The sequence below is a fragment of the Collinsella sp. LCP19S3_B7 genome (assembly GCF_052121795.1).
Lineage (GTDB): Bacteria > Actinomycetota > Coriobacteriia > Coriobacteriales > Coriobacteriaceae > Collinsella.
The window spans coordinates 1-17,842 of sequence record NZ_JBQKDO010000024.1; the positions used below are offsets into that span (position 1 = coordinate 1).

General features: G+C 58.3%; 17 protein-coding genes. 5 read left to right on the forward strand and 12 right to left on the reverse strand.

The annotated features are described in order from the left end of the window. The coding region (locus ACTQW0_RS08050; RefSeq protein ID WP_441038702.1) for an IS3 family transposase at positions 1–72 on the forward strand (72 nt) is incomplete at its 5' end. A 64-nt stretch (positions 73–136) separates the two neighbouring features. On the opposite strand, the gene ACTQW0_RS08055 is transcribed toward ACTQW0_RS08050, so the two are convergent. From ACTQW0_RS08055 to ACTQW0_RS08100, 10 genes are all read right to left on the reverse strand, one after another. After that, the gene (locus ACTQW0_RS08055; protein ID WP_441537355.1) at positions 137–604 is read right to left on the reverse strand and encodes a YfcE family phosphodiesterase; all 468 of its coding nucleotides are present in this window, start codon (positions 602–604) and stop codon (positions 137–139) included. Between the two features lie 94 nt (positions 605–698). After that, positions 699–1,415, reverse strand: a complete 717-nt coding sequence (locus tag ACTQW0_RS08060) for a LytR/AlgR family response regulator transcription factor (protein WP_441567690.1) — start codon at positions 1,413–1,415, stop codon at positions 699–701. 72 nt (positions 1,416–1,487) lie between these two features. After that, positions 1,488–2,831, reverse strand: coding sequence for a histidine kinase (locus ACTQW0_RS08065; protein WP_441041725.1), 1,344 nt, complete (start codon positions 2,829–2,831; stop codon positions 1,488–1,490). Beyond that, the gene (locus ACTQW0_RS08070; protein ID WP_427719510.1) at positions 2,828–4,015 is read right to left on the reverse strand and encodes a glycosyltransferase; all 1,188 of its coding nucleotides are present in this window, start codon (positions 4,013–4,015) and stop codon (positions 2,828–2,830) included. Before ACTQW0_RS08070 ends, ACTQW0_RS08065 begins: the two co-directional genes overlap by 4 nt. A 170-nt stretch (positions 4,016–4,185) precedes the next feature. Beyond that, a complete protein-coding gene (locus ACTQW0_RS08075) occupies positions 4,186–5,445 on the reverse strand; it encodes an MFS transporter (RefSeq protein WP_427728898.1) in 1,260 nt (419 codons plus the stop codon). Between the two features lie 101 nt (positions 5,446–5,546). Next, positions 5,547–6,491, reverse strand: a complete 945-nt coding sequence (locus ACTQW0_RS08080; protein ID WP_441567693.1) for a zinc dependent phospholipase C family protein — start codon at positions 6,489–6,491, stop codon at positions 5,547–5,549. Between the two features lie 92 nt (positions 6,492–6,583). Further along, positions 6,584–7,318: a LytR/AlgR family response regulator transcription factor gene (locus ACTQW0_RS08085; RefSeq protein WP_154518631.1), complete on the reverse strand. Its 735-nt coding sequence runs from the start codon at positions 7,316–7,318 to the stop codon at positions 6,584–6,586. Positions 7,319–7,357: 39 nt separating this feature from the next. After that, complete coding sequence (locus tag ACTQW0_RS08090; RefSeq protein ID WP_441041729.1) at positions 7,358–8,743, reverse strand: sensor histidine kinase; 1,386 nt, start codon at positions 8,741–8,743, stop codon at positions 7,358–7,360. Between the two features lie 117 nt (positions 8,744–8,860). Then, the gene (locus tag ACTQW0_RS08095) at positions 8,861–10,138 is read right to left on the reverse strand and encodes a metal-dependent hydrolase family protein (protein ID WP_154518625.1); all 1,278 of its coding nucleotides are present in this window, start codon (positions 10,136–10,138) and stop codon (positions 8,861–8,863) included. Positions 10,139–10,269: 131 nt separating this feature from the next. After that, complete coding sequence (locus ACTQW0_RS08100; RefSeq protein ID WP_427719517.1) at positions 10,270–11,721, reverse strand: APC family permease; 1,452 nt, start codon at positions 11,719–11,721, stop codon at positions 10,270–10,272. A 722-nt stretch (positions 11,722–12,443) separates the two neighbouring features. On the opposite strand from ACTQW0_RS08100, the gene ACTQW0_RS08105 reads away from it, so the two are divergent. Beyond that, positions 12,444–13,076, forward strand: coding sequence for a C39 family peptidase (locus ACTQW0_RS08105; RefSeq protein WP_441567695.1), 633 nt, complete (start codon positions 12,444–12,446; stop codon positions 13,074–13,076). Between the two features lie 311 nt (positions 13,077–13,387). Here ACTQW0_RS08105 and arcC read toward each other — a convergent pair whose 3' ends face one another. Then, the gene (gene arcC / locus ACTQW0_RS08110) at positions 13,388–14,350 is read right to left on the reverse strand and encodes a carbamate kinase (RefSeq protein ID WP_441560533.1); all 963 of its coding nucleotides are present in this window, start codon (positions 14,348–14,350) and stop codon (positions 13,388–13,390) included. Positions 14,351–14,952: 602 nt separating this feature from the next. Between arcC and ACTQW0_RS08115 the strand changes: the two genes are divergently transcribed. The 3 genes from ACTQW0_RS08115 to ACTQW0_RS08125 all read left to right on the forward strand — a co-directional run bounded on the left by ACTQW0_RS08115 (position 14,953) and on the right by ACTQW0_RS08125 (position 17,500). Then, complete coding sequence (locus ACTQW0_RS08115) at positions 14,953–15,369, forward strand: DUF3830 family protein (protein WP_441567697.1); 417 nt, start codon at positions 14,953–14,955, stop codon at positions 15,367–15,369. A gap of 5 nt (positions 15,370–15,374) precedes the next feature. After that, positions 15,375–15,896, forward strand: a complete 522-nt coding sequence (locus tag ACTQW0_RS08120) for a hypothetical protein (protein ID WP_271758658.1) — start codon at positions 15,375–15,377, stop codon at positions 15,894–15,896. A gap of 242 nt (positions 15,897–16,138) precedes the next feature. Continuing rightward, on the forward strand, positions 16,139–17,500 hold the full coding sequence (locus ACTQW0_RS08125) for an ATP-binding protein (protein ID WP_441064199.1): 1,362 nt from the start codon (positions 16,139–16,141) through the stop codon (positions 17,498–17,500). Between the two features lie 250 nt (positions 17,501–17,750). Here the strand turns inward: ACTQW0_RS08125 and ACTQW0_RS08130 are convergent, their stop codons facing one another. Then, positions 17,751–17,837, reverse strand: coding sequence for an IS3 family transposase (locus ACTQW0_RS08130; protein ID WP_226812388.1), 87 nt, complete (start codon positions 17,835–17,837; stop codon positions 17,751–17,753). Positions 17,838–17,842 lie beyond the last annotated feature (5 nt).

Consider the following 17,842-nt stretch of genomic DNA (forward strand, 5'->3'; position numbering starts at 1 on the left):
ACGAGGCGAAGGCAGGTTAAACTGAAGGGGCTGACCCCGGAGGAGTTCCGGAACCAGCCCCTTGCGGCGTAGTTCTTATTTAAGCCGTCCAAGTTTTGGGGTGCAGTTCATTGTGCATCCCCCGTTTTTGTTGCGGTTAATCTAAGTCAATAAACTTGACGCTTAAGACCTTGCCGTCCTTGACGAGCATTCTGGCCATGGTGGGGCCTCGGGTGCCTCTGGGGTAGCTAGCACTGCCGGGGTTGAGGACCAAGCAGCGGCCTACTTGAGTTTCTTTGGTTACGTGAGTGTGACCGTTGATGGCTACGTCCACGGATCCCACCGGGAGGTCTTCGCGGTAGTGGGCTACGGCGAATTTGAGTCCTTCGTAGGTGAAGAGGGCCAATCGATCCACGTCGGGCCCGTAATCACGGTAGTAGTCGTTATTGCCCAGAACCGCTCGCACGGGGGCAATGGTTCGCAGATGTTCGTAGTCCATCTCCGACGTAAGATCGCCGGCATGGATAATCAGGTCCGCGCCGCTCAACTCATCTAAAAGCGCGGGCGACAGATAACCGTGGGTGTCCGAGATGATGTCGATACGCTTGGCGCTTGCACTGTTCATGGGATCCCTTCCGCAAAACGATTTGGTGCATTCATACAAAAAGCCCCGCGGCTCCGCAGACGATTTTGGTCTACAGGGCTGCGGGGCCGGTGTGCTAGAGGTTCAGGGCCTTCTTGAGCGGTACGACGCGACGGCGCGAAACCGGTACGCGTTCGTCGACGCCCGTAATGCCCAGCTGGATAGCGCCCGAGGGAACCGTCTCGACGTCGGTAACACACGCCAGGTTAACGATATAGCGGCGGTGAACGCGGAAGAAGCCAAAATCACAGAGCTTGGCCTCGAACTGTGCCAGCGAGGTCGTCGACAAAAAACGGTCGTCGACGGTATAGATACAGGAGTAATCGTCCTTGGCCATAATGAAGCGAATGTCGTCCACGGGGATGAGCACCTTGCGGCCGCCCTTCTCCACCGGGATGCGCTCGATGGTCACCTTGCTGTCCGCAACGGGCTTCGTGCGCTGCATGACCTTCTCGATTGCACGATCCAGGCGGGCTTCCTCTACCGGCTTCATCAGATAGTCGACGGCATCCACATCAAACGCCTCAACCGCATGATCGCTGTACGCGGTCACAAACACGATCGCCGGCGGATTCTTAAGCTTATGCAGCGCCTCGGCAAGTTGCAGACCCGAAGCGCCAGGCATCGAAATATCGAGGAACACGACATCAACGCGACTCTCCATAAGCATCTCGATGGCGGAGCGAACGCTCGACGCTTCTGTGATCGTGCCGATCTTGCCCGTCTGCTCGAGCAAGAAGCGAAGTTCCGAACGGGCCGGGGCCTCATCATCCACAATCATCGCACGCAGCATGGGGATAAAACCTTTCGTCAACTAACTACGTCGGGCATACGCCAACCGGCGTTAAGCCCGTGACCAATTATTCTACTCTTGAATGTCGAAGATGCTCTCCGACAAATCGAGATGTAGGAGCACTTTAGCGCCCTTACCCGGCGCCGATTCGACGCGCGTATAGGAGTGCGGCCCATAAAAGCGATGAATGCGCTCCGAAATATTGTGCATGGCAACGCCGGCGCCGCCACCCTGCGGGGAGCTGGCGTCGGGGCGGGCAGAGCGCTCGTCAAACAGTCTGGCAGCGATGCCCTCGTCCATGCCCACACCGTCATCGGCCACCGAAATCAAAATCGCATCGTCACCATCCCTGCGCACCGTCACGTCAATCTTCAGCGCACTGGCATCACCCATGCCGTGACGCACGGCGTTCTCGACAATCGGTTGGATCACAAATGCCGGAACCAGCGTGTCCTCGACGTCCTCGGACACGTCAAAGGTCGCCAGCACGCGATCCTCGCCAAAGCGCGCCTTCTCAAACGTCAGGTAGCGCTTGGTCTGTGCGACCTCGCGCGACACGGGAATGAGCGAACCCGAATTGTCGAGCGTTGCGCGATAGAACGAGGAGAACTCGCGCAGCAGCTCGCGGGCGCGCAGCGGGTCGGTACGCGTAAACGATGCGATGGTGTTGAGCGTGTTGAACAGGAAGTGCGGGTTAATCTGCGCCTGCAGGGCACGCACCTCGGCACGGGCCGTGAGCTCCTTTTGCACCTCGAGCTCGTGAATGGCGAGCTGCGTGGACAGGATTTCGGCAAAACCCGAGGCGAGCGCATACTGGGTACGGTCGACGGCACGCGGGGTCTTGTAATAGAACTTGAGCGTGCCGACGGTGCGGTCGCCCACCTTGATGGGTGCGATGATGCCAGCGGGGACCTGGTTGTGTGAGCCATCCGAACCCACCACGTCCACCACGCGGTTGAACGACTGGACGATACCGTGTTCGATGACGTAGCGCGTGGCGAGCGTATGAATGGGAGAATTGGGCAGCAGCTTTTCCTCAAACTCGCCCGCGCAGGCCAGTACGTTGCTCTCGTCGGTAACGGCAACTGTCATGGCGCGTGTCTCGGGCAAAATGCGCTGGCACACCAGACGTGCTGACTCCTGCGTCAGACCGCCTTTAATGTCCTCGAGCATGGCCGAGGCCACCGAGAGCGTCTCCTCGGTGTACTGCGAGCGAACCGAATCGGGATTGAGCGTCAAAAAGATAAAGATACACAGGAAGATGCATAGCAGCGCACAGGCGACCACGGTCGCGATTGGCTCGATTCCAGTCGCCAGGGCAAAAACAAAGTACACCAGCACACAAATGGCGCAGGATACGGCAATGATGCGAAAGATTGACATTGAACTATCGCGCTGGGCGCGGCGGTCGATCATTCAGTCCCCTCCAGGATGCTGGTCAGCTGGGCGTCACGCCAGAGCCCATCCATAATCTTGGGCCAGAAGCTCTGGAAACGCAGGTAGCTTGCGGCGTTTTGGCGTGCGTAGGTCCTGGCCTCGTCAATACCGTGGCGCCAAATGCGTAGGTATCCCTCGTGCTCGCGGGTAAACATGCTGCGGACCATGGCAGTCTTACGCACGCGATCGTCAAGCTCGCGCGAAATCCACGGGCCCGGATAGGGCATGAGAGACGCGGCTGTAACGGGAACGAGCTCTTTCTGGTGCGCGGCAAACGTTAGCTTGGCACGTTCGTAGTACCAACGGTACACGTCCTGCATAAAGCGCGGCGAGCGTTTCTCGGACTCGGGCGGCAGATGGCGCACGGTCCACTCGTTATCAAACCATACGTCGTAGCCAAACATGCGCATATTAAAGAGGTAGTCCAGGTCCTCGCCACGAGTGATAAACGGGTCAAATGCCACGCGGGTAAAGGCGCGGGCATGGAGGGCCATAAGGCCGCCGCACACATAGTTTGAACGCGAAATACGGGTGCCCGAGAGCGCCTTTTTCATCCAGCGATTGAACTCAATACGCTTGGTCCACCAACGGTGGCAGATGCCCACCTTGTCCGTGGGGGCCAGCGGCGATCCGTCTCGATCGTAAAAGTAGCCGCTCTTAACCAAGATTGGCAGGCCCTGACGCGTCTGCTGCCCCAACGCGTAAGTCGCGCGTTTCATAAAGTCGGCATCGATGACAGTCTCGTCGTCATCCAAAAAGATGACGGCATCGTGACCCAGCACGGCGGCACAGGCAAGTCCCATATTGCGGATGGCGCCATAGCCGCGCAGGCTCACGCATTCTCCCGAACCCTTGGGCGCAATCTGCGCTACGCGGTCGGCGATACGCGATGCCTGGGTATTGGTGACTACGGTAACTTTGAGCGTAGGGTGCGCGTCGACGATTTCGCGTACACGCTTCGACACATCCGCCGTGGCCGAGATGGGACAGACCACCAAAAGGATGATTCGCGGAATATCGCGTACCTGCTCGAGCGAAGCAAGACAGTGATCGAGCTCGGGATTGGCGGCGTTGAGATTCGTCGAGTGGTCATAGACACCGGGAGCGTTTGCATGGGCATCATCGCCCGCCCAATATGTTGGAATCACAACCGTGGCGTTCATGCCTTCCCTCCCTGCAACACAAAAACGAGGCGCCGCCAAACACAGGCGACGCCCCGCGACCTAGCTGATTCCATCATACCCACTTGGGCAAATCATTGCTCGCAAGTCGCAATGTTTATTGCGGATAACCCCAAAAGAGTACCGCAGACAGGCACAATAGCCGCTCGCTCCTATGCGGCATGCTCTGCCGCTCGAGTCATGCGAGACAGGCGGGCCAGCAGCATAAAGCCAACGACCAGCAGCACAGCAATGGAAAGAACGCCCAGCGACGGGTTGCCGGTCAGCGAGGTGACGACCGACACCAGAAAGGTGCCCATAACGCTTGCATAGCGCCCAAAGATGTCAAAGAAGCCGTAGTACTCGTTGGACTTTTCCTTGGGGATGATGCGGCCAAAGTAGCTACGGCTGAGTGCCTGCACGCCACCCTGGAACAGGCCGACCATAATGGCAAGCACCCAGAATTCAAAGGCGGTCTTGAGGAAAAACGCGGCGAACAGCACAATGCCCATGTAGGCGGCGACCGCCACCAGGATCATGTTGAGCGTGCCCACGCGTCCGGCGAGCTTGCCGTAGATGATGGCGGACGGAAAGGCCACGAACTGTGTAACGAGCAGGGCCAGTACCAGCTGGGTCGAGTCGATGCCCAGAGCCGAACCGTAGCTGGTTGCCATGGAAATGACCGTGTGCACACCGTCGATGTAGAAGAAGAACGCGATCATGTAGACCAGCACGGTCTTGTTGTGGGCGATCTCGCGCATGGTGTGTACGACCTCGGAGAACACGCCGCCCACGATGTGGCCGATGGTGTCCTCGGGACCGCGCTCGCGACCGTACTTTTGCTTATAGGTGCGAATGAGCGGCAGGGTAAAGATGAGCCACCAGGCACCAGTGATGACAAACGACAGACGCGTTGCCAGCATGGTGGGGACGCCAAGAGCGGGACCACCCATGATAAGCGCCAGGCAGATGATAAACGGCACAGTGGAACCGATGTAGCCCCAGGCATAGCCCGAGCTGGACACGGCGTCCATGCGCTCGTCAGTGGTAATGTCGGGCAGCATGGCGTCATAGAACGTCATAGAAGAGTTAAGGCCGATGGTGCACAGCACGTACACGGCCAAAAATGCCATGGCAGACATTGGGATAGCCTGCGCCAGGCAAAGCACCAAGCCCGTGAGGAAGAAGCCCAAGAAAAACTTGATCTTGTTGCCGGCGTAATCGGCAAGTGCGCCCAGAATGGGCATGAGCATGGCAATGACCAGCGAGGCAATCGTCTGCGCGCTACCCCAAGCGACCACCAGGTCGGCCGAGGAAGCACCGGTATTGATGGCGTTAAAGTAGATGGGCACCACCGAAGTGTTGAGCAACACGAGGGCCGAATTGCCCACATCGTACATAACCCAGTTACGCTCGAGCTTGGTGTATTTCATGGACAGGGACCCTTCGTATTCGCCCGATATGCAGTCAGTTCATCGTACCCCAATTGCACAGAGGCACCGGTAAGGATTCGGCAAAGGGACACGCACGAACCCTACTCCTCGCGGTCGAACTCTTCGTCAGCGCCGAGCACGCGACCGCTGTAATTGACGTGGTTGGTCACGGCCTCCATATCGCCGGTCTCGATAAAGCGGGTGACCGTGCACTCGTAATCGACCAGCGCGCGGTCAAAGACCTCGGGGAAGCTCTCGTTCGAGACCTCATCGGTAAAGGGATTCTTCCACGTCAGATGGCCCAGATTGCCGGTGCGCTCGGGCGGCTCGGTCGTCACGCGGTGAGCAAGGCCATCGAGCAGGGAGTAGTCGTGTACTAGGCCCTCGACCAGGGCAATTGCACGCGTCTTGACCGAGCCCGCCGGTTCAATGGCGCGATAGAGCAGCTGCATGTCGGCAACGGCGGCACCGTACTCCCCCGCTGGGATATCGATACCGTACACACGCCCGGCAACATAGCTCATCAGCACGCCGGCCACGCGATTGATGCGGTCGGTGGTGACGATCTCGCCCGCCGGCGGATAGTCCTCGACCGTGGCCCCGTCGCGCTTGAGCTGCAGTATCAGCACGTCCAGGTCACTTTCGATCACCGCATGGACCTGGCTGCCCGAATCCTCCAGCTCGGGATCGGACTCGACAATGCCAAACTGCTGCTCGTAGACAAAGGGGTGGGCATTACGGTCGAGCACGTAGTGCGACAGCAGGCCCAGCGCAAAGGCGCGGCCCAAGTTGGCATCGCGCGGGAGCAGATGGGACACGCCGTCGCGCAGGCACGAGAACTGGCGCGACATGCGCGAGCGATGCATGGCCTGCGCCAGCAGCGTGCAGTCGGAAACGCGCGGCGTCAGGATGTGGAAGAAAAACGGGTCGGGACCCTGGTTGCCCAGGATAAAGGCAATGCGTTCCTCGTCGGACGTAATGACGCCCTGCGGCAGACGATCGATGCTTTCCTCGCCAAACAGATGATGCGTAATAAGCGCAGGCATAATGATCCTTTCGATTTCATTCGATGTCACCCATTATGCCCACCGCGCGGCCATGCCAAACCCGCGTCGGCAAACGATGGCATGCGGACCGTCTACACAAGCCCCAGGCGCGCCTTAACCTCGGCAGCGCGACGACGGGACACGGGCACCGTCGAGGTTACGCGATCGAGCCTGAGTTCCATAAGACCCGTAGAACCGATCTCGACATTGTGCACGTCTTCCAAGTTGACCAGATAGCTGCGGTGGACACGGATAAAGCCCTCGGAGGCCAGGCGCCGCTCGAGCGATGAAATCGACTCATTGATCAGATATGTTCCCTCGGCGCAGACGGCGTTGCAAAAATCGGCGCGCGCCTCAAAGTAGCAGACATCCGCCACGGGAATGAACACCTTTTTACCCCCACGATCCACCGTCAGGCGCAAAGGCTGGCGCGGAGCATGGACGACACGGCGAGCGCCCAGGGCGGTCTCGATCTTATCGAGCGCCTTTGACAGGCGAGCATCCTCGACCGGCTTTACGATGTAATCGACGGCATCGAGGTTATAGGCATCGGCCGCATACTCGGCAAATGCCGTCACAAACACCACGACCGGCGGTGTCTTTAGGTTCTGAAGCGTCTCGGCAAGCTCAATTCCCGAGCGACCGGGCATGGTAATGTCTAAAAACAGCACGTCGGGCTTGTTCGACAGAATCGATTCCACGGCTTCGGTGACATTGCCCGCCTCGGCAATCTGGCCCACACGCGCATCCTTTTCCAACAGATAGCGTAGCTCAGCCCTAATTGGGGGCTCGTCATCAACCACCAAGATATTCCAGCCTTCGGACATATGCGCTTCCCCTCTTTTTTCTCTCAATCCAACCGCGTGCTACACCGTTAGCGGCGCCGGCTCATGCGGCTCGCCGTTCAACTCAACGATGACCTGCGTTCCCACGCCCTCCTGGGACTTCACGCGCATGCCAGAATCTTCTCCGTAAAAGAAATGGATGCGCTGAAGCACGTTGAAGAGCGCCAGGCCGCAGCCTCGCTTGACGGAGCCGTCGGCGGTAATGCTTTCGGGCTCCTCTCGGCGATGCTGCTCAAACAGATGCGCGCAGACTTCTTCGCTCATACCGATGCCGTCATCTTCGACGATGATCTCCAAGCCGTCATCGGTCTCAAAAGCCCTAACACGAATGGAAAGCGGCTCGGTCTCGCGCTGCGCATGCTTGATGCAGTTTTCGAGCAGCGGCTGCAAGATAAACGGCGGCACCAGGCTGTCGCGCACCTCAAAGTCGATGTCGACCGAAACGCGCAGACGGCCGTCGCCATACCGGGCCTGCATAAGATTGATATAACGGGTGCCCTGTTCCACCTCGTGCTCGAGCGTGGTGAGCGTATCGGAGTCAGAAAGCGTCTGACGATAGTAGTTGGAAAAGTCGATCAGCAGCGATCGCGCCTTGTCGGGCTCGGTTCGAACGAGCGAAACGATCGTGCTAATGGTATTGAATAGAAAATGCGGATCGACCTGCGACTGCAGAGCGCGGAGCTCAACGCGGGCCGTGAGCTCATCTTGGCGCTCGAGCTCAAAGCTGGCGAGCTGCGTGGAAATGAGATCGGCGAAACCCGAGGCAAGCGCCGTCTGTCGCATATCGATGCTGCTCAGGCGTGGGTAATACAGCTCGAGTGTGCCCACGCAATGACCGCGCACGCTAAGCGGCGCGACAATACCGGCACGCAGACGGGGAAAATAGCCGCCCGTCTCATTGGAGGCATCACGCGAAAACACGCTCTGTTCGCCCGTCTCAATCACGTTGAGCGTGGTCTTGAGCACTACCGGGGTTCCGGCAGGGCACTTTGCCGAGTCCTCGCCCCAGCTTGCCAGCACCTGCCTGCCGTCAGTAAAGCAGATGGCAGAAGCGATGGTCTCGGACAGGATAATTTTAGAGGCACCCAGGGCCGCTTCGGGCGTTAGGCCGCGCGACGTGTAGGCAAATATTTTTGATGCGATGGCGAGCGTGCGGTCGGTTGCGCTCGATGTGAGGTCATCGGGGACCACAAAGACATACGAGAAGAAGAAGCACAGCATGACCAGGCCGGCAATAACGACAACGCCTGGAACGGGATTGGGATTATCGGTTAAATCCCAGATAAGCAGCAAGATAAGCGCCGGAACGACAACACCGAGTAGGATGGCCTGAACCACATGCTGGGCCGTACGAAAGACCTTGGTAGAGTTGTAACTCTTGCCCAGATTCAGCCTGTTTAAATCCACCGTCATCCCCTCTTGTCCGTAGTACCGATAGCAATAAAGAGGGCCGCAAGCGACCCTCTCCATTGCATTATGCAATCAAAAACTGTGTTTTACATCCAGCCATCGACAAACGGTAGCTTAGGCGCTGTACTTGTTTGGCTCGCCGAAGGTGCCGGCCTCGACAATCCAGCCGTCCTTCATGATGACGTCCATGTTGTCGGTGTTGAGCACGTGGATGTCGGCGGCGACATCACCGTTGACGACCAGCAGGTCGGCGCACTTGCCGGCCTCGATGGAACCGGTCTCGTCCTCGATGTGGCACATCTTGGCACCGTTGAGGGTGGCGCAGGTGATGGTCTCGACCGGGGTGAAGCCGATCTTGTCGACGAACTCGTACATCTCCTCGATGGAGCAGGTGCCGTACGGGGTGACGAAGGAGAAGGAGTCGGAGCCGATCGTCATGACGACGCCGCGCTTCTTGGCCTCGCGCAGGCAGTCATAGTTGCGCTGCAGCTCCTTCTCGACCAGGGTACCCTCGTACTTGTCGTGCAGCTCGGGGACGTAGACGGGAGGATAGGTGGCGTACCAGGTGGGCAGGAAGGCGATCGTCGGGGTGAAGAAGGTGCCCTGCTCGGCCATGAGGTCCATGGTGCGCTCATCGATATCGAAGCCGTGAATCAGCTGCTCGCAGCCAAAGCGAACGGAATCGTAGGCGGCGGCGTGGTTGTTGTAGCAGTGGCTCCACACGGGGATACCGACCATCTTGGCCTCTTCGACCACGGCCTGGATCTCCTCGGAGCAATAGTGCTGGTCGCGACCGGAGTCCCAGCGCCAGATGCCGCCACCGGTAGCCCAGATCTTGATGGCATCGGGGTTCTCGCGCAGGCGACGACGGACGGCCTTGCGCAGATCCCAAGGACCGTCGACCTGGTCGCCCCAGGGATGGGATTCCTTGTTGAGCTCCTGGGTGCAGTGGTGGGAGTCACCGTGACCGGCAACACGGCAGAAGCCGAGGCCGGTGGCCAGAACGCGCGGACCCTTAAAGACGCCCTTGTCGATGCAGTCGCGAATCTGGATACCAAAGCGGCCGATCTCGCAGACGGTGGTGAGGCCGTGGGTGAGGCAGTCGTAGGCCTGCTTGACGGCGACGGCCTGCTTCTCGAGGAGCGGCTGCATGACCCAATCGGTGTCATCGTCGGTCAGGTTGCCCGAGAAGTGCAGGTGGGTGTCGATCAGGCCGGGAAGGACAGTCTTGCCGGCGGCGTCGATAACCTCAACGCCCTCGGGAAGGTCCTGCATAACACCGGCGTACTCGATCTTGCCGTTATCGTCGACGAGAACGAGGGAGTTCTCGACCGGCTCGGCACCGGTACCGTCGATGAGCTTGCCGCCAACGATTGCATACTTAGTGGACATGGTTCCTCCTTATGGATCCATATAGTGGGTGAGGCCGTGTTGGGTTAAGGCCTCACAAAGCTACCCAAGTGATGCCGGGTTCGGTACGCGGGAGAGAGGGCACCGCGCACCCAATCCGCCCCGGCTCGGCGTTACTTTTTACGGGAATTGGTGAAAGCCATGAGAGCCAGGCCAATAGCCAACCAGCCGATCACGATGCTCCACTCCACCATGTTGAGGGAGGCGGGAGAGAACGGAATCACGAGCAGGCCGATGATGATGGCGCAGGCAGCGATGGCGAGGCTGATGCCAAACTTGCCGCCGGGCACCTCGTAGGGACGAGGTAGGTCGGGCTCGGTGAAGCGCATGCGCAGGCAGGCAAGAGCGACCATGCCGCAAGAGAAGATGAAGGCGAGAGCCGACACATTGGTCAGAGGGATGAGCATGTTCTTGCCCAGGAACGGACCGACGACGGTGATGATGGCCAGAACGACGCAGGCGAGCTTGGGAGCGCCGGAATTGGGATCGACCTCGGCAAACTTCTCGGGCAGCTGGCCCTTGCGGCCCATGGCGAGCATAATGCGGCTCGTGGCGCCGTAGAAGGAGTTCATCGGGCCCATGGGTCCAAGCGTGGCGATGACGAGCATGGCCAGGTACAGGAGCATGTTGATGCCCTTAAGACAGGCAAGCGCGGGAACCGGGCTCTTAACAAACTCATGCCAGTCAAGGATAGTGCCGAACGAGTAAATGCAGACCATGTAGAAGCCGCCGGCGGCCAGCAGGGCCAGGGAGATGATCTTGCCGAACTTGTTCCAGTTAAGGCCCTCGGCTGCTTCCTCAGCCTGCTGAGGAATGGTGTCGAAACCGGCGTAGAAGAACGGGGTCAGAACCAGGACCGACACGATACCGGCGAACAGGCTGGTGCCCTCGGTTGCGGCCTTACCGCCGCCAGCACCGGCGACCTGGGAGAACACAGGCATGGCGTTGTTCGGCGAGCCGGTGAACAGCGAGACGCCCATGGCGAGTAGCATGCCGCAGAGCAGGGCCTTGGTCAGGAAGGCTTGGAGCTTGGCGGCCGAGCTGGCACCGCGAAAATTGAGGAAGATGACGTAGACTGCAAAGCCGAGCGCGATCAGCGTCGGGAACAGGTAAACGTCGGCGCCCAGGATGGTGTAGAGCTTGACGGCGCGCAGCCACTCAAGACCGGGCAGGCTACCGAACATCTCGGACACGAGAGTCGAAATGGCAATGGCCTCCCACGGGCACAGGATGCCGTTGCCCAGGGCCAGGAGCCAACCGGTGATGTAGCTCAGCGTACGGCCAAAGCTACGATCGACATACTCGACGATGCCGCCCGAGATGGGGATAGCAGCCGTAAGTTCACCGAAAACAGCTCCGACGGGCACGAGGAAGATTGCACCCAAGAGGAATGCGATCATAGCGGGAACGGGACCGCCGCCCACGACCATCCAGTCGCCGACCTGCAGAACCCAACCGGTACCGATGATGGCACCGAAACCGATGGTGAAGAAGTTCCAGAGCGAAAGCGTTTTCTTCATGCCGCCGGTATCCTCGACTGCAACTTCTGCGTTCTTGTCCGCCATTGTTCCCCTCCTTTCCTTTTTGACGCCCCTTGGCGTCACCCCTTGCACGGCCTGTTTTGCCGCGCACCTTTATTTCATGGCTTTAAGATACGGCCTTGGCACAGCAACGCCACTCGTAGCTCGACCGAAGGCAGAACTGCAAAACGAGCGGCGCCGTTTTTGGGACGAACGGCGAGGGGCGCCACTCGGTGCGGGCGTCCGTTTTGATGACGCGATTCAATCGCTCGCGGAGGGCGTCGCTTTATGGCGCCAGGCTCGCTCCCGTCCATGCCGCTTACCGAGGTTTTGGCGTATGTCCTCATTTGCTGCACGTCTTTTTTGTAGGATGGACGGGTTATACATGAGACGAGGCGGTGCAAATGGCATACGAATACAACGGCTGCGGACGGCAGCGAAACGTTCGCCTTGCCGGGCGTACCACGCCAGCATCCAGGAGTGTTTCTGACAACGACGGGCCGCGGCGTCCGCAGGATCGCCCCTCGTCGTCTATGCCGCAGAATACCAGCACGCGTCAGACGGATCGCCCATGCTCGGGCACCCGTCAACGCCAGGCCGAAGTGCCTCGGCGGCAGAAAATCGATCGTCGAAAGTCTGACAATCACATCAGCCGTTTCTTTTCGAAGCCCCGCGGCGGACGCGGCGCAAAGCAGCCACGGCCGCTGGGACGCGGCCGGGCCGCCAATCCGCAGATTCATCGTCTCTGTCTTGCCCTGTGCTCCATCATGGCATGTCTGGCCTTTGTGTATCTGGGGTCGTGTGCCTCGCATGGCTCTGCCGGCCTAGAGCCCACCGCCGAGGAAAAGCTCCTCAAAGCCCCAGTCGCACCCGGCTACTCGTTTGCTTTTTCGACCCCACGTTCGCAGTGGAGTGCCGGCACCATGCCGCATATCTACCAGATCGACCCTGCATGGTCGGAGCTGCCCTACGCCGGTGGAACCATCCGCCAAAACGGCTGCGGACCCACCTGCCTCACCATGATTTACATCTTTAAAACGGGGCGCACCGATATGACACCGGTCGATATGTGCGCCCTTTCCGAGGCGGGCAACTATGCCCCCACCGGTGCCACCGAGTGGTCGTTTATGACGAGCGGCGCCGCGCAGCTGGGGCTTAACGGGACGCAGCTCTACAACGACCGAGACTCGATGGCCCAGGCCTTGCGCTCGGGTGCCCCCGTAATCGCCGTCGTGCGTCCCGGCACGTTTACCAACGTGGGTCATTACATCGTCCTCTACGGCATTGACGACGCCGGCCTCATCGGTGTCTACGATCCCAATTCGCCCAGCCGTAGCGCCCGCCGTTGGGGCGTCGTAGAAGTCCTCAACGAAATCGAAGCCATGTGGGCCTACTACTAGTCATTGGGGACAGACTTAAATGACCAATACTAGTCATTGGGGACAGACTTAAATGACCAGCCATTAAATGACTAGCCACTGGGGACGGTCTTTGCAGACGACCGCTCGCGCTGTCGAAAAGGACTGTCCCAAGATGCCGGCAGAAAAGGAACGTCCCCAAGTGCCGGGTTTCCGCGGTCTTCAGCGCTTCTCATGAACAGTCACCTCAATAGCAAAAGCCCCGCAGTCGGAGCGGACTGCGGGGCTCATGAAGAGAGGCTAGTTTGTGGGCGCTTTGCCTGGCGCCCACAAGAGAGGCAACAGAGTAGAGGCTACTCGTGGATGCGGGTACCGGAGAGGCCGGCCATGGTCTCGGCGGCCTTGTCCAGGGCGCCGATAATGCAGGTGCGGCCCTTGCGGGAACGGGCGAACTTGATGGCAGCGCGGACCTTGGGCTCCATGGAACCCTTACCGAACTGGCCCTCGTCGGCCAGGCGCTCGGCCTCGTCGGCGGTGAGGTCCTCGAGCTCCTCCTGGTTGGGCTTGCCAAAGTTGATGGCGACATGCTCAACGGCGGTCAGCAGGAACAGAACGTCGGCGTCGCAGTCCTCGGCCAGCAGCTCGCCGCCCAGGTCCTTGTCGATGACGGCGGGAACGCCCTTGTAGCAACCCTTGTTCTCGTAGTCGCGGACGACGGGGATGCCGCCGCCACCGCAGGCGATGACGATGAACTCGTTGTCGAGCAGGTTGAGGATGGAGTCGGCCTCGACGATCTTCTTGGGATCGGGGGAGGCGACGACGCGGCGCCAGCCGCGGCCGGAATCCTCGACGAAGACCTTGGAGGGATCCTCGGCCATGAACTGCTTGGCCTGCTCCTCGGTGTAGAAGGGGCCGATCGGCTTGGTCGGGTTCTTGAACGCGGGATCGTCGGGATCGCACTCGATCTGGGTGACGACGGTGGCGGCGTGCCAACGCTTATAGCGCTTGTGCATCTCGCGGCCGATGCCCTGCTGCAGGTGATAACCAATGTAGCCCTGGGACATGGCGCCGCACTCGGGCAGCGGCATCTCGGGGGTGCCGATGGCGTCGTGGGCGGCGGCGAAGGCATTCTGGATCATGCCGACCTGCGGGCCGTTGCCGTGGGTGATGATGATCTCGTTACCCTGCTCGATGAGACCAAGGAGTGCGTGGGCGGTGTTGCTCACGGCCTCGATCTGCTCGACGGGGTTGTTGCCGAGGGCGTTGCCGCCAAGGGCGACGACAATACGATCGGGCTTGCCAAGAGGCTTAGACATTGCTGGAATCCTTTCTGTAAAAGGCCTACATCCCATTAATAACCCACGTCCGTGCAATACGCGAGTTTATTAAGGTTTATATTCTCTTTATCGCTCATTTTATTCATTTTGAAAACAGTTGAACGGTGAACGGTCGTTTTTACCCGTTCAGCGTAAAGATGCCCAGCTCAAGCATATCTAAGCTATTTACGTGCGACTTTATTTTGATATAGCAGGGATTAGACCAGATTATGCAAACTATATCCTTGCTAAACACAAAACAGACAGCGCAAGATCTTACTCGCACTATACGAGATTCTATACATTTATAAGACGAGTATGCAGCCCTGCAATAACATAGCGTTTTTCATCCAACTTAGGGAATAGACGAGCACCTTTACCGCGCGTCGGCCGGCAGCCGGCGAGCCGTCTCGTCGATTGCCGCTTCCAGAAATTCAAAAACTGATATTGCGCGCGCAATTACGGCATGGTACTTTAGCGAAGAACAGCGCGGGCTGGGGCGACAGAGATCTGTCGTGAAGTTTGGGTTCGGCGACCCCGCTGCTGTCTTCTCCTTATCCGCCAGCGAACCCCTTGAGCGACGGATTGAGGAGGTCCTTACTATGACAAAAATGCTCAAGATCACGCTGAATGGCGAGACGTTTCTCGCCGACATGCTCTGGGACAAGGCTCCCGAGGCGTGCAAGCTGTTCGAATCGTCCTGTCCGGTCGAGTCACGTATCTTTTCGGCCAAGATCTGCGATGCCGAGGTAACCTATCCCGTATCGGGCCCCATCGCCAATTACGAGCACATCGAGAACCCCGTCTTTCACGAGCCAGCGGGCGCCGTGAGCTGGTATGGCGGCTGGTCGTCAATTTGCATCTTCTTTGACGTGTGCGAGCCCTTTGGCACCTGCAACATGTTCGCCCGCATCTGCGAAGCCGACCGCGAGCACTTTGCCGCCGCCTGCCGCAATGTCTGGGACAACCAGGGCATGTACATTAAAAACGAAATCGTCGAGATCGAAACGGAGGCCTAAAGATGATGGATATCAACACCCTGCTCGCACTCGACCTTGCCGAGTACACCACTGCACTTGAGGCCCTCGCTGACCAAATGATGCTCGAAGAACCCCGTGACATCGACTACATGCGCCGCCGCAAGCTCGACACCGGCCGCGAATTCGCCGTCTGGAACTTCACCGTCGGCTACTGTATGAACGCCGCCGACGCTCTCTCCCTCCTACGAGCCCAGGCCAACGAAAACGCCAACGACGGCACCGCCGACCTCGCAACGATCAACAACAGCGCCGCGCGCCTGTGCGACTGGTTCTCGGGCGCCTTTGACGTCACCGGCAAAATGGATGACACTACGGCAATCCTCGCCCACAGCCGCGACCTCTACGCCCAGGTAGAGACTCACGAACAGTTCGCGGCCCTCACCCGTGCCACTGAGCGCTATCTGGTCCAGCTCCAATTTTGGGTCGACCGCCAGATTCCCTGGCCGGCTATTAGCGACCTCGTCCACGGCTACCGCCTACGCACAGAGAGCGGCGAGACAAGGTAAAAACAGCCAGGTAGCACCAACATAGTCCCACCACGGGACCCAAAGTAAGAATCAGAGGGCTGGAGACGCACGCAACAGCGTCCCCAGCCCCTTCGCAAAGTAGAGCGCTGTTTCAGTGGCTTTGAGACCTTATCGGACCTTTGCTATCTTCCAATTTTTGTATATTTACGACGTTATTATCTGCCAATTTTTGTATGATTTTAGGCGATTCTATCTGTCAATTTTTGTCATTTGGGGGTTTAATGCTACGCCGTAAGGTCACTGATAGGCTTTTGAGCTGGAAGAATAACTCCAATAAGGCATTACTTGTTACTGGTGCGCGTCAGATCGGCAAGAGCTATGCGATTCGCGCGTTTGGAAAAAGCAACTACGCTTCGTATTTTGAGGTCAATTTACTACTCGATATCGAAGCAAGGAATGCACTTGTTGGCGCAAAGAACTCCGTTGACTTTATCAACCGCGTAGCCCTTCTTGCGGATGCGCCGCTTGTTGAGGGCGATACGCTTGTCTTTGTCGATGAGATTCAGGAGTATCCGCAGATCGTTACACTCATGAAGGCGTTGGTCGAGGATGGGCGCTTTAGCTATGTCTTCTCGGGGTCTATGCTTGGGACTGAGTTTAAGGGGATCTCTTCTTTTCCGGTGGGGTATGTAGAGCACATTGTTATGCGCCCGATGGATTTTGAAGAGTTTTGTTGGGCAAACAGCGTTAGCGAGAATGTGCTTGCAGGCATTCGCAGCTGCCTTGTCGAGAAACATCCTGTCGAAAACTATATTCATGAGGCGATGCTCAAGAACTATAGAGCTTATATCGTTTGCGGCGGCATGCCGGAGGTCGTTCAGAATTATATTGATTCGGGTTATTCGCTCGTGAGCACACGTGAGCTTCAAACTCAGTTGGTCGATCAGTACAAAAGCGATATCTCAAAATATGCATCGACTCGAGCGTTTAACGTTCGGTCGATTTTTGAGCAAATTCCCGTTCAGCTTGAGGCGGAGTCCCATCGCTTTGTTGTTTCGTCTCTGGGTGAGGGAGCTCGCCTTAAAAAATATGAACAGGATTTCCTGTGGCTTGTTAACGCAGGTGTTGGATTGATGGTCGCCAGGGTGACGGAGCCACGGAGTCCTCTCAAGAGGACGGAGAAAACGACAGCCTTCAAACTATACGAGTCTGATACAGGCATGCTAGCATCGCGGTACCCCGGCAGCACTGCACGCGCTGTCTATCTTGATATGAAAACTCCCAACCTTGGTGGTCTCTATGAGAACGTGGTCGCGCAGGAACTTGTTGCCCTCGGGGCGGATGCATGGTACTACCAAACGCGTGAGGTCGGTGAAGTTGACTTTGTAATCGAAGGCGCCCACGGGCATGTTGTCCCAATCGAGGTCAAATCGGGTAAGAAGGTTCGAGCGCACGCGGCCCTCGATCGTCTGATGAGTGTGGGCGAGTACAAAATTCCCGAGGCCGTTGTACTGAGCCACGAGAACCTCAGCAAAGAGGGCAAGGTTCTGTATGTTCCAATCTACATGACGTTTTGTCTTGATGAGTTTATGGAAAAGGATGACCCCAATAATGATTTCTCGTTCGCGCCCATATCTCTCTAGCCATTTGAATCTGCAATCCAGCCACGCCCCCATCCATCCCCAAAGTGGCGCGACTTTCGCGGCAAAGCCGCGAAACAGCGAAGGGGACAAAAGGCCCCCTCAGCCACGTCCTTCATTCAGCCCCACAATCCGAGGATGTAGTCGTAGCAGGATCTGAGGGCTAACCTTCGCGGACATTCCGCAGGACGAAAGAACCCCCGCCGCACGTAGTGTGAACTGCACCCCAAAACCTGGACGGCTTAAATAAGAACTACGCCGCAAGGGACTGTCTCCGGAACTCCTCCGGGGTCAGTCCCTTCAGTTTAACCTGGCGCCTCCTCGTGTTCCAATGGACCACGAAGT